Here is a 13,319-nt window from a genome sequence, read left to right as displayed (position 1 = left end):
GACCCTTCATTCACAAGCTCCCGAGCACCCCCGCCCCCCGACGGCGCCAGCAGCCCCCCGGCACGCGAAACGGCGGCGGGCAGGCGATCTCCGCCTGCCCGCCGCCGTTGTTCGGCAGCCTCCCGGATCAGGCCCGGGGTGCGACCTTCGCGAGGCCGTTGATGATGCGGTCGGCGGCGTCGCCGCCGGTGGGGTCGGTGAGGTTGGCGAGGAGCTTGAGGACGAACTTCATCAGGACCGGGTGGGTGAGGCCCCGCTCGGCGGCAATGCGCATGACGCGGTCGTTGCCGATGAGCTTCACGAAGGCGCGGCCGAGGGTGTAGTAGCCGCCGTAGGTGTCCTTGAGGATCTGCGGGTAGCGGGCCAGCGCCCGCTCGCGGCCCTCGGGGGTGATGCGGGCCATGGCCTGGACGATGACGCCGGCGGCGAGCTGGCCGGATTCCATCGCATAGGCGATGCCCTCGCCGTTGAACGGGTTGACCATGCCGCCGGCGTCGCCGACCAGCAGCAGGCCCCGGGTGTAGTGCGGCTGGCGGTTGAAGGCCATCGGCAGGGCCGCGCCGCGGATCGGCTCGGTCATGTTCTCCGGCGTGTAGCCCCACTCCTCGGGCATGCCGGCGCACCAGCTCTTCAGCACCTCGCGCCAGTTCAGGTCACCGAACGCCGGCGAGGAGTTGAGGATGCCGAGGCCGACGTTGGAGGTGCCGTCGCCCATGCCGAAGATCCAGCCGTAGCCGGGCAGCAGCTTCTTCTGCCCGCCGCGGGTGTCCCACAGCTCCAGCCAGGACTCCAGGTAGTCGTCGTCGTGCCGGGGCGAGGTGAAGTACGTCCGGTAGGCGACGCCCATCGGCCGGGACTCGATCCGGTGCAGGCCCATGGCCAGCGACAGCCGGGTGGAGTTGCCGTCGGCGGCGACCACCAGCGGGGCGTGGAAGGCGACTTCACGCTTCTCCGGGCCGAGCTTGGCGGTGACGCCGGTGATTCGGCCGGTGCGGTCCTGGATCGGGCCGCTGACGTTGCAGTTCTCGTACAGCCGGGCGCCGGCCTTCTGCGCCTGACGGGCCAGCAGTTCGTCGAAGTCGGCGCGCTTGCGGACCAGTCCGTAGTCGGGGAACGAGGCCAGCTCCGGCCAGTCCAGCTCCAGCCGGACGCCGCCGCCGATGATCCGCAGGCCCTTGTTGCGCAGCCAGCCGTTCTCGGCGGACACGTCGATGCCCATGTCCACCAGCTGCTTGACGGCGCGCGGCGTCAGGCCGTCACCGCACACCTTCTCGCGCGGGAACTCGGTCTTCTCCAGCAGCAGCACGTCCAGGCCCGCCTGGGCCAGCCAGTACGCGGTGGTGGAGCCGGCCGGACCGGCCCCGACCACGATGACGTCGGCGGTGGACTCCACGGCGGTCTCGGTCATTCGGCTCTCTCCTGAGCGCGTCGGGGTCACGGATGGTCGGGTCCGGACCCTCCGTCAACGGAAACGGAAACGGAGTCGGAGCGCCGAACCCTCGCAGTCTACGGGGCCTTGAAGCCGCGGTGGAGGGCCACGATGCCGCCGGTCAGGTTGCGCCAGGCCACCTTCGTCCAGCCGACCTGCTGCAACTCGGCGGCCAGCGACGGCTGGTCGGGCCAGGACCGGATCGACTCGGCGAGGTAGACGTACGCCTCCGGGTTCGAGGACACCTTGGTGGCCACCGGCGGCAGCGCCCGCATCAGGTACTCGGTGTACACGGTGCGGAACGGCGTCCAGGTCGGGGTGGAGAACTCGCAGATCACCAGCTTGCCACCGGGCTTGGTGACCCGGAGCATCTCGCGCATCGCGCCCTGGTGGTCCTGCACGTTGCGCAGCGCGAAGGAGATCGTCACCGCGTCGAACGACTCGTCCGCGAACGGCAGCCGGGTCGCGTCGCCCGCGGTCAGCGCCAGTTCGGGGTGGCGGCTCTTGCCCTCGGTCAGCATCCCGATCGAGAAGTCGCACGGCACGACGTCCGCACCGGCCTCCAGGAACGGCAGCGAGGAGGTACCGGTGCCCGCACCGAGGTCCAGGATGCGCTGGCCCGCCACGGCCTCCACCGCATCGGCCACCGCGCGGCGCCACAGCCGGGCCTGGCCCAGCGAGAGCACGTCGTTGGTGCGGTCGTACTTGGCCGCGACGTCGTCGAACATGGCGGCGACGTCGTGCGGCTGCTTGTCCAGATGGGCTCGGGTCACGCCCCCATTCTTAACCCAGCCCCCGGACGACCGTCACCCGGGCTCACCGCAGCGCGCGGCGGCCCCCCTTGCGGCGCCGACGCGAGCGCTTGCCCTGGGTCAACGCGGGCATCCCCTCCGCCGCGAACGCCACCGTGAACCCGGCCGCCTCGCCCCGCCCGTCCGCCGGGTACGCCCGCTTCAGCCGCCGGATCCGGTACAGGCACAGCAGGCACAGCAGCACCGCCACCGGCACACTCGTCTGCGCCAACCCGACACCCACCGGCTGCGGATAGCGCTTCCCGCACACCCGCACCGCACCCGCGTCGTCCGCCGCCCGCTCCAGGCAGATCGAATCGCCGAGCTTCGCGTCCTCCGGCAGCCACAGGTCCGCGGCGGTCAGCTTCCGCCCGTCCGCGAGATAACTCACCTGGCTGTACGTCCCGCTGCCGCCCGGCAGTTGGGTCACCGTGCCCTCGACCCGCACCGGATGCGCGTTGATCCGGTCCGCCTGGTCCGCCTGTCGCCACCCCAGCAGACACATCGTGACGGCCACCACCGCGCTCAGCACCGCCCCCACGTACCACCCCCGGCCGGACCTGGTCCGCGGACGATCGGAGGTGGCGGGTCGCATGCGTCCTGTTCCTGGCTCGGCGAAGTACTGAACCGGGATCGTAGCCGCTGGTGGGCCATCAGGTCACGATGCGTCAGGATTTGCGACCGACAACCAGGGAAATGCTTCACCGCCTGCGGTGGAGCAGCCGCCCGCCCAGCACCGTCGCCAGACACCTCGTCCCCGACTCCACACCCTCGACGGTGCGGGCGTCGAACACCGCGAAGTCCGCCGCCCCACCCACCGCCAACGGCCGGTGCACCGCCGCCGCCAGCGACTGCCCCGCCAGCGGCGACAGCTCCCCCGGCGCCCCGTCACCCGCGATCTCGTGCAAGCCGGACCGCGCCACCGCGATCCGCACCGACGGCCGGTCGAACGGGCCCGTCAGGGCTGTCGCCCCGAACCCGAGCATCCGCTGGAGCCCACGACGGGCACTCCCGCCCCACCGTTCCTCGCTCAGCTCCCCGGACGGCAGCAGCGGCCGGTCCCCCAACTCCTCGCGCGGGTCCGGATGGTAGGCGCTCTCCAGCAGCCAGCGACCGTGCCGGTTGACCATCCCGGGCACCAGCACGCCGTCCCACTCACGGACCCGCGCCGGCCCCTGGGCCAGCTCGGCGAACGGCCCGATCGCGGCCACGGTCGTCCCGTCGACCAGCACCGCCCCGTCCAGGATCGGCGGGGCGGTGGGATCGGCCAGCACCAGACCGGCCCGATGCAGCGTCAGCACGGAGTGGTCAGTTCGTGGCCAGGATGGTCAGCTCGGGGTGCGCCGTCCCGCCCTCGATCGCGGTGGAGGCGATGTGCGAGGCGACCCGCGGGTCCACCGGGTCGTTGGCCGGGTCGTCGAGGACGCGCAGGTGCTGGTAGGTGGTGGAGCGCTGGGCGGGCACCCGGCCGGCCGTCCGGATCAGGTGGATCAGCTCGTGCAGGTTGGAGCGGTGCTTGGCGCCGGCCGCGGAGACCACGTTCTCCTCCAGCATCACCGAGCCGAGGTCGTCCGCGCCGTAGTGCAGCGACAGCTGGCCGGCCTCCTTGCCGGTGGTCAGCCAGGAGCCCTGGATGTGGGCGACGTTGTCGAGGAACAGGCGGGCGATGGCGATCATCCGCAGGTACTCGAACACCGTGGCCTGGGTCGAGCCCTTCAGGTGGTTGTTCTGCGGCTGGTAGGTGTAGGGGATGAAGGCCCGGAAGCCGCCGGTGCGGTCCTGCACGTCGCGGATCATCCGCAGGTGCTCGATCCGCTCGGCGTTGGTCTCGCCGGTGCCCATCAGCATGGTGGAGGTGGACTCGACACCGAGGCGGTGCGCGGTCTCCATGATCTCCAGCCAGCGCTCGCCGGACTCCTTCAACGGGGCGATCGCCTTGCGCGGCCGCTCCGGCAGCAGCTCGGCGCCGGCGCCCGCGAACGAGTCCAGGCCGGCCGCGTGGATCCGGGTGATCGCCTCCTCGATGGAGACGCCGGAGATCTTCGCCATGTGCTCGACCTCGGAGGCGCCCAGCGAGTGGATCACCAGCTCCGGGAAGCGCTCCTTGATCGCGGAGAAGTTCTTCTCGTAGTACTCGACGCCGTACTCGGGGTGGTGCCCGCCCTGGAACATGATCTGGGTGCCGCCCAGCTCGACGGTCTCCGCGCAGCGGCGCAGCACCTCGTCGAGCTCCCGCGACCAGCCCTTGTCGCTCTTCGGCGGGACGTAGAACGCGCAGAACTTGCACGCCGTCACACAGACGTTGGTGTAGTTGATGTTCCGTTCGATGATGTACGTGGCGATGTGCTCCACGCCCGCGTACCGCCGCCGGCGCACCGCGTCGGCGGCCGCGCCGAGCGCGTGCAGCGGGGCCGAACGGTACAGCTCCAGCGCCTCTTCGGCGGTGATCCGACCGCCCTCGGCCGCACGGTCCAGAACGGCCTGCAGCTGGGCGGCGGAAAGGTTCTGCTCGGACACCTGGCGGGCCTGCTTTCATCGTCGAAGGGGCGTCCCGCTCAGCCTACGCCAGGGCATTTCCGCCCCTTCCCAGCCCCGCTACTGCTTCAGCAGGTCCCCTTCCGGGTCGCTGCCGAGCTGCGCCCCGGTGACCGTCAGGCGCAGGCCCGCGCCGTTGTCCAGCACGGTGTACGTCTGCTTCTCCGACACCACGCCGCACCCGGACTGCGGACCGTCCAGCCGCTCCTGCAAGGTGATCGTCCGGGCCTCGACGGTCACCAGGGTCAGCACCCCGCGGCAGACCGTACTGCTGAACGCCGAGGCGTTGCTGGTCCGCCCGACGTCCTCACCGACCTTCCCGGCGGTGAACGTGGCGGTGAAGGTGGACGGCAGCGGAACGACCTTGGTGGTGATGGTGCCCTTCCAGGTGCCGAGGAACGCGTCCGGAAGCGTCTTCCCGTCGGTGCGCGCGTCCTGCGCGGAACCCCTGTCGGACTGCCAGGGCAGCTTCCCGCTCACGGCCAGAGCGCCGTACAGCGCCCCCAGCAGCACCGCCCCGGCCGCCACCGCCGCCCACACCCGGCGCCGGCCGGGCGTCACCACCCTCGTCACGGCGTCCGGCCCGCCGTCCAGCGCGGTGGGCACCCGATCCGCGACGGCGGGCATCGCGGGCCCGCCGCCGGGCGCGCCGTCGGCCTCCAGGTCGAGCAGTTCGACGGCCGCGCGGCCGACCGCGGCGGCCAGCGGGCCGGGCAGCCAGGTCTCGGGGCCGACGGCGGCGGCGCCGGGGGCGAGCCGGGCGCGCAGTTCGGCGGGGGTGGGCCGGCGGTCCGGGTCCTTGGCCAGGCAGGCGGTCACGATCTCGCGCAACTCTCCGTCCAGGCCGCGCAGCTCCGGTTCCTCGTGGAGCACCCGGTAGAGCAGGACGGCGGCGCTGACGCCCTCGCCGAACGGGGCGGTGCCGGTGGCGGCGAAGGCGAGCAGGGCGCCCAGCGAGAAGATGTCGCCGGCCGGTCCGACCGGCGAACCGGCGGCCTGCTCGGGCGACATGAAGCCGGGCGAGCCGACCACGTACCCGCTGTGGGTGAGCGAGGCGGCGGCGTCCAGCGCCCGGGCCACGCCGAAGTCGATCAGCCGGGGTCCGTCCAGGGTGAGCAGGACGTTGGACGGTTTGACGTCCCGGTGCACCAGGCCCAGCGCGTGCACCTGTTCCAGGGCTTCGGCCAGCCAGGCGCCGAGGGCGTGCACGGAGGCGGTCGGCAGCGGGCCGCCGGTGTGCACGGCGGCGCCGAGCGAGGGGCCGGCGATGTAGCCGGTGGCGACCCAGGGGCGGGGGCCTTCGGTGTCGGCGTCCAGGACGGGCGCGGTCCACCGGCCGCCGACCCGGCGGGCGGCGGCCACCTCCTGGCGGAACCTGGCCCGGAACTCCGGGTCGTCGGCCAGTTCGGGGCGGACGGCCTTGACCGCCACCGTCCGCCCGCCCGCCGTCCGGCCCAGGTACACCCGCCCCATGCCGCCGGCGCCGAGCCGCCGCAGCAGCCGGTGGTCGCCGATCGTCAACGGGTCGTCAGCCGTCAGCAGCTCCATGACCGTTCCCCCTCCGGCACCGGCCGCCGCCCCTCGACGCGCCCCGCCCGAACCGGTCCGATCATCCCAAAATGATGGGCGGTCCGGGGCGCCAATTCTCAGGCGGGCACGGCAGGTTGTGCCACCGCCGGTTCCAGCAGCCGGATCGCCACGTCCGGCGCGAAGCCGCTGTCGTGCGCGACCCGGCGGGCGAACTCGGCCAGGCCCGCCAACTGGCGCTCGCCCAGCGAGAAGTCCAGCGCCTCGCTGAAGTACCGCTCCAGCAGCGGCGCGTCGAACTCCTCCCAGCGGGCGGCCTGTTCGGCCACCTTGGCGGCCTCGGTCAGCGAGAGGTCGCGGGACTCCAGGAACGCCCGGTGCACGGCGGCGGTCAGCTCCGGATGCCGTTCGGCGTACTCGCGGCGGGCGGCCCAGACCGCGAAGACGAAGGGCAGGCCGGTCCACTCCTTCCACATCGCGCCGAGGTCGTGCACGGCCAGCCCCCGCCGGGGGGCCTGCTCCAGCGAGGCGCGCAACGCGGGGTCGCCGATCAGCACGGCGGCGTCGGCCTCGGCGAGCATCGCGTCCAGGTCGGGCGGGCAGCTGAAGTACTCGGGGCGCACCCCTTCGCGCTCCTCCAGCAGCAGCCGGGCCAGCCGGACGGAGGTGCGGCTGGTCGAGCCGAGCGCGACCCTGCGGCCACCCAACTGGTCCAACGGGAGCTTGCTGACGATCACGCAGGACATCACCGGCCCGTCGCTGCCCACCGCGATGTCGGGGAGGACCACCAGCCGGTCGGCGTTGCGCAGGTACTCCACGCAGGTGATCGGGCCGAGGTCGAGTTCGCCGGCCACCAGCCGGTCGCTCAGCTTCTCCGGGGTGTCCTTGGTGAGGTCGAGGTCGAGCAGGTTCCCCGTGCGCGCCAGCCCCCAGTAGAGGGGGAGACAGTTGAGGAACTGAATGTGTCCGACCCGCGGCCTGACCGCGGCCACCGGCCGTTCGGCGTCCCGACTGCTCACCGTGTACTCCCTTGCCGTTGGTGCTCTCCCGGCAGGGTATGCCCGCCGCTCAGAGGGGCCCGCACCCGGTGCCCGACACACCGTTCGGGGGCCCTCCGACACGCTCTCCGACACCGTCCTTGGCCCCTGGTCGGGGCCGCCACCGCGTGCTACCGTTCACACCAGTTGCAGTTTGATTCCCCTTGCAGTACTTGGAGCCTGCGGAGCATGTAACCGCAGGCTTTTTGTAATTTTTCAGCAGTATCAGGCATCAATTGAGCATTGATTGAGCACTGTGCGAAAAACTCCGGGCTCGTCCGGAGGCAGGGCGATCAGCGCAGCGGACCCGGGCGCCACAAGGTGTGGTGTCCACTACGTCCCTTGCAAGGAGAACGGTATGGCGACCGGAACCGTCAAGTGGTTCAACGCCGAGAAGGGCTTCGGCTTCATCGCCCAGGAGGGCGGCGGCCCCGACGTCTTCGTCCACTACTCCGCCATCAACGCGACCGGCTTCCGCTCGCTGGAGGAGAACCAGGCGGTCAGCTTCGACGTCACCCAGGGCCCGAAGGGCCCGCAGGCCGAGAACGTCGTCGCTATCTGACATCTCTGCACTTCTGATCGCTCACGGCCCCTCGGGTCCGTATGAGTAGAAGTCCCCAAGGGGGCCCGCCCACCGGCGGGCCCCCTGCCTTTTACCCTCGCGCATTTCCCCGGCCGGCCGTTCCGTCCGCATTCCGGACGCATTTCCGGAAAACCTCCCGGCCGTCAAGGCACGGCCCCCACCCCCGTGTGCCGCACCGCGGCCCGGCGGAGGGATCATCGAGACATGCACCACCTCCGATCCGCCCACCGGGCCCTCGACCGCGCGCTGCGCCGGATCGGCATCGACACCTACCTCCTGCTGCTGCTCGGCACCGTCCTGCTGGCCACCGTGCTGCCCGCCCGGGGCGCCGCCGCGAGCACCGTCTCCGGCGCCGTGCACCTCGCCGTCGGCCTGCTGTTCTTCCTGTACGGCGCCCGGCTCTCCCCGCAGGAGGCGCTGGCCGGCGCCCGGCACTGGCGGCTGCACCTGCTGATCCTCGGCTGCACCTTCGTGCTGTTCCCGCTGCTCGGCGAGGCCACCCGGCTGCTGCCCGACGCGGTGCTGCCGCCGGAGCTGTTCACCGGCGTCCTGTTCCTCACCCTGCTGCCGTCCACCGTGCAGTCCTCGATCGCGTTCACCTCGATCGCCGGCGGCAACGTGGCCGCCGCGATCTGCGCCGCGACCTTCTCCAGCCTGCTGGGCATCGTGCTGACCCCGCTGCTCGCCGCCTGGCTGCTCTCCGGCGCGTCGGGCGTCACGGTGGACGGCAGCCAGGTGCTGGACGTGGTGCTGCAACTGCTGGTCCCGTTCGCCGCCGGCCAGCTGCTGCGCCGCTGGGTCGGGCCGTGGATCGTCCGGCACCGGCTGGTGACGCGGCTGGTGGACCGGGGTTCGATCCTGCTGATCGTCTACAGCGCGTTCGGCGAGGGCGTCCGCGAGGGCATCTGGGGCCGGGTCACGGTGGGGCAGCTGCTGGCACTGGTGGCACTGTCGTCGGTGCTGCTGGCCACCGTCCTCGGCTTCACCCGCGTGGCCTCCCGGCGGCTCGGCTTCTCCCGCCCGGACCGGATCACCATCCAGTTCTGCGGCTCCAAGAAGTCCCTGGCCAACGGCCTGCCGCTGGCCGTCATCCTGTTCCCGGCCGGCTCGGTCGGGCTGACGGTGCTGCCACTGATGCTGTTCCACCAGATCCAGCTGATGGTCTGCACCGTGCTCGCCCAGCGCTGGGCCCGGCATATCCCTGACACACCGTCAGCGACTACGCTGCACGGGTGACTTCACTGCCCGACTCCCCGCAGACCCGGGTCGGCGCCGCCGAACGGGACGCCGCCGCCGAACGCCTCCAGCAGGCGTACGCCGAGGAGCGGATCACCCACGAGGAGATGGAGCAGCGCCTGCAGCAGGCGCTCACCGCCACCACCCGCGCCGAACTCGACCTGGTCACCGCGGACCTGCCTGCGGACCGGCCGGCCGCCGCCGACACCGCCACCCTCACCGCCGGCGGCGGCCGGATCGTCCGCCGCGGCGCCTGGCGGGTGCCCCGCTTCCTGAAAGTCGCCTCCGCCTTCGGCAAGATCCGGCTCGACCTGTCGCACGCGATCATCGAGCACCCGGTGATCGACATCGAGCTCGGCCTGGGCTTCGGCCGCGCCACCATCACCGTCCCGCACCACGCCACCGTCGACCTGGACGGCGTCCAGGGCGGCTGGAAGGGAACCCGCTACCGCCCGCCGCGCCACGCCACCCCGGGCGGCCCGCACATCCGCATCACCGGCACCTCCGGCTTCGGCCGTCTGCGCGTCCGCCACGCCCGCCGCCGCTGACCGACCGCGGCGGGCCGCTCAGAGCCGGCCGCGCTGCGCCGCCTTGATGCCCGCCGCGAACCGGCTGGCGGCGTTCAGCCGCTCCGTGCGGGCCGTCGTACGGTCGACCTCACGCTACTGACCGGTCCGCCGTACCCCAAGCGCTCTCACTCCAACGAGCGACGGCCCGCACCCCCCGAGAAGGGGTGCGGGCCGTCGGGCAGAAAGCCGCGTCAGGCGGCGGCCGGAACCGCGGTCGGGTGGTCCTCGGCGAGGAGGTCACCGGTGGGGCGGTTGTAGGCGGTGAGGTCGAGGGTCTTCTCGCGGGCCGAGACCAGGATCGGGACGACGACCTGACCGGCCACGTTGGTGGCGGTGCGCATCATGTCGAGGATCGGGTCGATGGCCAGCAGCAGGCCGACGCCCTCCAGCGGGAGGCCCAGGGTGGAGAGGGTCAGGGTGAGCATCACGATCGCGCCGGTCAGGCCGGCGGTGGCCGCCGAGCCGATCACCGAGACGAAGGCGATCAGCAGGTAGTCCTTGATGCCGAGGTCGATGCCGTACACCTGGGCCACGAAGATCGCGGCGAGCGACGGGTAGATCGCGGCGCAGCCGTCCATTTTGGTGGTGGCGCCGAACGGCGCGGCGAACGAGGCGTACTCGGACGGAACGCCGAGGCGCTCGGTGACGCGGCGGGTGACCGGCAGGGTGCCGACGGAGGAGCGGGAGACGAAGGCCAGCTGGATCGCGGGCCAGGCGCCCTTGAAGAAGTTCAGCGGGTTGAGGCCGCCGACGAAGCGCAGCAGCAGCGAGTAGACGCCGAACATGACGATCGCGCAGCCGACGTAGACGTCGATGGTCAGGGTGGTGAAGGGCTTGAGCAGGTCCCAGCCGTAGAGCGCGACGGCCTTGCCGATCAGGCCGATGGTGCCGAGCGGGGCGAGCCGGATGACCCACCACAGGGCGGTCTGGACGAGTTCGAGCACGGTCTCGGAGAGCTGGCGGACCGGGGCGGCCTTGTCGCCGAGCTTGAGGATGGCCGCGCCGACGACCACGCCGAGGAAGACGATCTGGAGGACGTTCACCTTCAGGAAGGCGTCGGCGATGTTGGTCGGGATGATGCCGGTCAGGAAGTCGATCCAGCTGCCGCCCTTCTCCACGCCCTTGACGCCGGCGGTGGAGATGTTCGCGCCCTTGCCGGGGTCGGTGAGCAGGCCGAGGCCGAGGCCGACGGCGACCGCGATCAGCGAGGTGGCGAGGAACCAGAACAGCGTGCGGGCGGCCAGCCGGGCGGCGTTGGTGACGTTCCGCAGGTTGGCGACCGAGACGATGATCGCGGTGAAGACCAGCGGCGGGACGGCCAGCTTGAGCAGCTGGACGAAGGTCTTGCCGACGGTGTCGAGGGTGGTCTTCAGCCACGATATGTCGCCGGACCGGGCGATCCAGCCGAGCAGCAGGCCGAGGACGAGGCCGCCGACGATCTGGACCCAGAACGGGGTGCGTCGGATGCGTCCCAGCAGGCTGGGCGCGGGCGCGGGCGCGGTGGACATGGGTGTGCGACTCCGGTGAGGTGCGGGGGTTCGGGGTGGGGGGCGGAGGCGGCGGCACGCCGGACGCGGGCCGGGTGGGGAGACCCGGGGAGCCGACAGCGGAGCTGTCGGCGCGTCAGGAGCGGCGTGCCGCCCGCATACAGCCGCCGGAGCGACAGCGGCACGGGCCGTCCACGGCGCCGGGCAGACGCGGGCAGCGGGACATGAGCGGGGTGCTCGTCCCGGTCTGGCGCGCGGCGTCTGCGGTGGTCATGCCCCGTAGATTAGCAACAAACCTTTGAGATGTTCAAAGTACTTGTTTGAGATCGTTCCCGAACCATCCGCCCCTGACGGACCATCAGCCCGAACGCCCCACACCGGGCAGCTTTGACGCCCTTCCAGTTATACGTATAACTTGAGGCTTCACCGAGACCCCGCGAGAAGGACGCCCATGGGCTACGCCGCACTGCTCCGCGCCCCGTACGTCACCCGGCTGCTGGTCGGCACCCTGATCGGGCGGCTGCCCGCCGGCATGACCGCGCTGGTGATCGCCCTCGCCCTGCGCGAGGCCGGCACCCCGTACAGCCGGATCGGCCTGGCCACCGCCGCGTACGCGATCGCCGCCGCGATCGGCGGCCCCGTCCTCGGCCGGATCGTCGACCTCACCGGCCAGCCCCGCGTCCTGCTCGCCTCCGCCACCCTGGCCGGCGGCGGCTACGCGCTGCTCGCACTCGCCCCGGGCTCCCCCGTCGCCGCCCCGCTCGGCGCCGCGATCGCCGGCCTGTGCATGCCCCCGCTGGAACCCTGCCTGCGCTCGCTGTGGCCCGACGTCGTCGAGGAGGACCAGCTCGACACCGCCTACGCCTTCGACTCCGCCTCCCAGCAGGTGCTGTACGTGGCCGGGCCGCTCGCCGTCGCCGGGCTCGCCGCCGCGTTCTCGCCGTCCACAGCCCTGTGGACGGCCGCCGTACTCGGCCTGCTCGGCTCGCTGGTGGTCGCCACCACCGCCCCCGCCCGCCACTGGCAGGCCCCGCCGCGCGCCGCGTCCGCCGGACTGCTCGGTCCGCTGCGCTCCCCCGGGCTGGTCCTGCTGCTGCTCGGCCTGGCCGGCACCGGCTGGGCGGTCGGCGCGCAGAACGTGCTGTTCATCGCCTACGCCGAACGGCACCCGGGCGCCCTGCCCGGCGGCGCCGGCACCCTGCTGGCACTGGCCGCACTGGCCGGCCTGCTCGGTGCGCTCGGCTACGGCGCGGCCACCTGGAAGGCCGACACCGCCACCCGCACCTGGGTGCTCGCCCTCGGCATGGCGCTCGGCTACCTGCCGCTGCTGCTCCTGCCCGGCCCGCTGCCGATGGCCGCGCTCGCCTTCCTCTCCGGCCTCGGCCTGGCCCCGCTGCTGGCCGCCGCGTTCGTCCTGGTCGCCGAACTCGCCCCGGCCGGCACCGTCACCGAGGCGTTCGCCTGGCTGATCACCCTGTTCGCCACCGGCAACGCGGCCGGCTACGCGGTCTCCGGCGCACTGGTCGACACCTCGCTGCACACCGTCGCGCTCTGCGCCGTGGCCGGCTCCGCCCTCGGCGGCCTGCTGCTGCTCGCCACCCGCTCCCGGCTGCGGGCCCCGCTCGCCCTGGCCGCCTAAGGACCGAAACCGCTGGCCCGCCCCGCCCGCGGACTGCTTGGATGCGCTATGACGCGCATCCAGCTGCCCGCGGGCTACACGGTCTCCACCGATCCGGCACTCCTCGACCGGGAGGCGGTGCACCGATGGCTCTCCGAGGACTCCTACTGGGCGCTCGGACGGCCCCGCGAGAAGCAGGACCGGGCGATCGAGCACTCGCTCAACTTCGGCCTGTACGAGGACGCCACCGGCACCCAGCTGGGGTACGCCCGGGTGGTCACCGACCACGCCACCTTCGCCTGGCTGTGCGACGTGTACATCGCCCCGCCGGCCCGCGGCCTGGGCCTTGGCACCGCGCTCACCGCCGCCGTCCGCGACGAGCTGGCCGGACTCGGTCTGCGCCGCCTGCTGCTGGCCACCCGGGACGCCCACGAGGTGTACGCCAAGGTCGGGTTCGCCCCGCTCGCCCTGCCGGAGAAGTGGATGCTGCTCGGCGAGCAGTGACCG

General features: G+C 72.3%; 13 protein-coding genes. 5 read left to right on the top strand and 8 right to left on the bottom strand.

What is annotated here, in order from left to right; translation table 11 throughout:
* Positions 1–127 precede the first annotated feature (127 nt).
* From ACFV18_RS05165 to ACFV18_RS05135, 7 genes are all read right to left on the bottom strand, one after another.
* Positions 128–1,408 carry a geranylgeranyl reductase family protein gene (locus tag ACFV18_RS05165; protein ID WP_380479446.1) on the bottom strand — a complete coding sequence of 427 codons (1,281 nt, stop codon included), beginning with the start codon at positions 1,406–1,408 and terminating at the stop codon, positions 128–130.
* 98 nt (positions 1,409–1,506) lie between these two features.
* Positions 1,507–2,202 (bottom strand): demethylmenaquinone methyltransferase, encoded by a 696-nt coding sequence (locus ACFV18_RS05160; protein WP_380479444.1) that lies wholly within the window; start codon positions 2,200–2,202, stop codon positions 1,507–1,509.
* A 43-nt stretch (positions 2,203–2,245) separates the two neighbouring features.
* A complete protein-coding gene (locus ACFV18_RS05155; protein WP_380479442.1) occupies positions 2,246–2,815 on the bottom strand; it encodes a hypothetical protein in 570 nt (189 codons plus the stop codon).
* A gap of 106 nt (positions 2,816–2,921) precedes the next feature.
* Entirely contained in the window at positions 2,922–3,521 is a 600-nt protein-coding gene (locus ACFV18_RS05150) for a hypothetical protein (RefSeq protein WP_380479439.1), read from the bottom strand.
* 7 nt (positions 3,522–3,528) lie between these two features.
* Positions 3,529–4,737, bottom strand: a complete 1,209-nt coding sequence (gene mqnC, locus ACFV18_RS05145; RefSeq protein WP_380479436.1) for a cyclic dehypoxanthinyl futalosine synthase — start codon at positions 4,735–4,737, stop codon at positions 3,529–3,531.
* 78 nt (positions 4,738–4,815) lie between these two features.
* On the bottom strand, positions 4,816–6,303 hold the full coding sequence (locus tag ACFV18_RS05140; RefSeq protein WP_380479434.1) for a serine/threonine-protein kinase: 1,488 nt from the start codon (positions 6,301–6,303) through the stop codon (positions 4,816–4,818).
* 98 nt (positions 6,304–6,401) lie between these two features.
* Positions 6,402–7,301, bottom strand: a complete 900-nt coding sequence (locus ACFV18_RS05135) for a menaquinone biosynthetic enzyme MqnA/MqnD family protein (RefSeq protein ID WP_380479431.1) — start codon at positions 7,299–7,301, stop codon at positions 6,402–6,404.
* A gap of 376 nt (positions 7,302–7,677) precedes the next feature.
* Between ACFV18_RS05135 and ACFV18_RS05130 the strand changes: the two genes are divergently transcribed.
* The 3 genes from ACFV18_RS05130 to ACFV18_RS05120 all read left to right on the top strand — a co-directional run bounded on the left by ACFV18_RS05130 (position 7,678) and on the right by ACFV18_RS05120 (position 9,686).
* Positions 7,678–7,881 (top strand): cold-shock protein, encoded by a 204-nt coding sequence (locus tag ACFV18_RS05130; protein ID WP_043915662.1) that lies wholly within the window; start codon positions 7,678–7,680, stop codon positions 7,879–7,881.
* 225 nt (positions 7,882–8,106) lie between these two features.
* On the top strand, positions 8,107–9,138 hold the full coding sequence (locus tag ACFV18_RS05125) for a bile acid:sodium symporter family protein (protein WP_380479430.1): 1,032 nt from the start codon (positions 8,107–8,109) through the stop codon (positions 9,136–9,138).
* Positions 9,135–9,686 (top strand): DUF1707 domain-containing protein, encoded by a 552-nt coding sequence (locus tag ACFV18_RS05120; RefSeq protein WP_380479427.1) that lies wholly within the window; start codon positions 9,135–9,137, stop codon positions 9,684–9,686. The genes ACFV18_RS05125 and ACFV18_RS05120 overlap by 4 nt, the downstream gene beginning before the upstream one ends.
* A 212-nt stretch (positions 9,687–9,898) precedes the next feature.
* Here the strand turns inward: ACFV18_RS05120 and ACFV18_RS05115 are convergent, their stop codons facing one another.
* Complete coding sequence (locus ACFV18_RS05115) at positions 9,899–11,215, bottom strand: dicarboxylate/amino acid:cation symporter (protein WP_380479425.1); 1,317 nt, start codon at positions 11,213–11,215, stop codon at positions 9,899–9,901.
* 430 nt (positions 11,216–11,645) lie between these two features.
* Between ACFV18_RS05115 and ACFV18_RS05110 the strand changes: the two genes are divergently transcribed.
* A complete protein-coding gene (locus ACFV18_RS05110; RefSeq protein WP_380479422.1) occupies positions 11,646–12,833 on the top strand; it encodes an MFS transporter in 1,188 nt (395 codons plus the stop codon).
* Between the two features lie 48 nt (positions 12,834–12,881).
* Entirely contained in the window at positions 12,882–13,316 is a 435-nt protein-coding gene (locus ACFV18_RS05105) for a GNAT family N-acetyltransferase (RefSeq protein ID WP_380479420.1), read from the top strand.
* Positions 13,317–13,319: the final 3 nt, after the last annotated feature.

It is taken from the genome of Kitasatospora sp. NPDC059673, from assembly GCF_042734215.1.
In the GTDB taxonomy this organism is placed as follows: domain Bacteria; phylum Actinomycetota; class Actinomycetes; order Streptomycetales; family Streptomycetaceae; genus Kitasatospora.
Note: the sequence above shows the minus strand (reverse complement) of the source record. Positions and strands in the feature narration are given on the sequence as shown.

Bases quoted from the DNA above. Each gene is read 5' to 3' on its own strand.
- ACFV18_RS05165 (WP_380479446.1), bottom strand. From the start codon at position 1,408: ATGACCGAGACCGCCGTGGAGTCCACCGCCGACGTCATCGTGGTCGGG.
- ACFV18_RS05155 (WP_380479442.1), bottom strand. From the start codon at position 2,815: ATGCGACCCGCCACCTCCGATCGTCCGCGGACCAGGTCCGGCCGGGGG.
- ACFV18_RS05140 (WP_380479434.1), bottom strand. From the start codon at position 6,303: ATGGAGCTGCTGACGGCTGACGACCCGTTGACGATCGGCGACCACCGG.
- ACFV18_RS05130 (WP_043915662.1), top strand. From the start codon at position 7,678: ATGGCGACCGGAACCGTCAAGTGGTTCAACGCCGAGAAGGGCTTCGGC.
- ACFV18_RS05125 (WP_380479430.1), top strand. From the start codon at position 8,107: ATGCACCACCTCCGATCCGCCCACCGGGCCCTCGACCGCGCGCTGCGC.
- ACFV18_RS05115 (WP_380479425.1), bottom strand. From the start codon at position 11,215: ATGTCCACCGCGCCCGCGCCCGCGCCCAGCCTGCTGGGACGCATCCGA.
- ACFV18_RS05110 (WP_380479422.1), top strand. From the start codon at position 11,646: ATGGGCTACGCCGCACTGCTCCGCGCCCCGTACGTCACCCGGCTGCTG.
- ACFV18_RS05105 (WP_380479420.1), top strand. From the start codon at position 12,882: ATGACGCGCATCCAGCTGCCCGCGGGCTACACGGTCTCCACCGATCCG.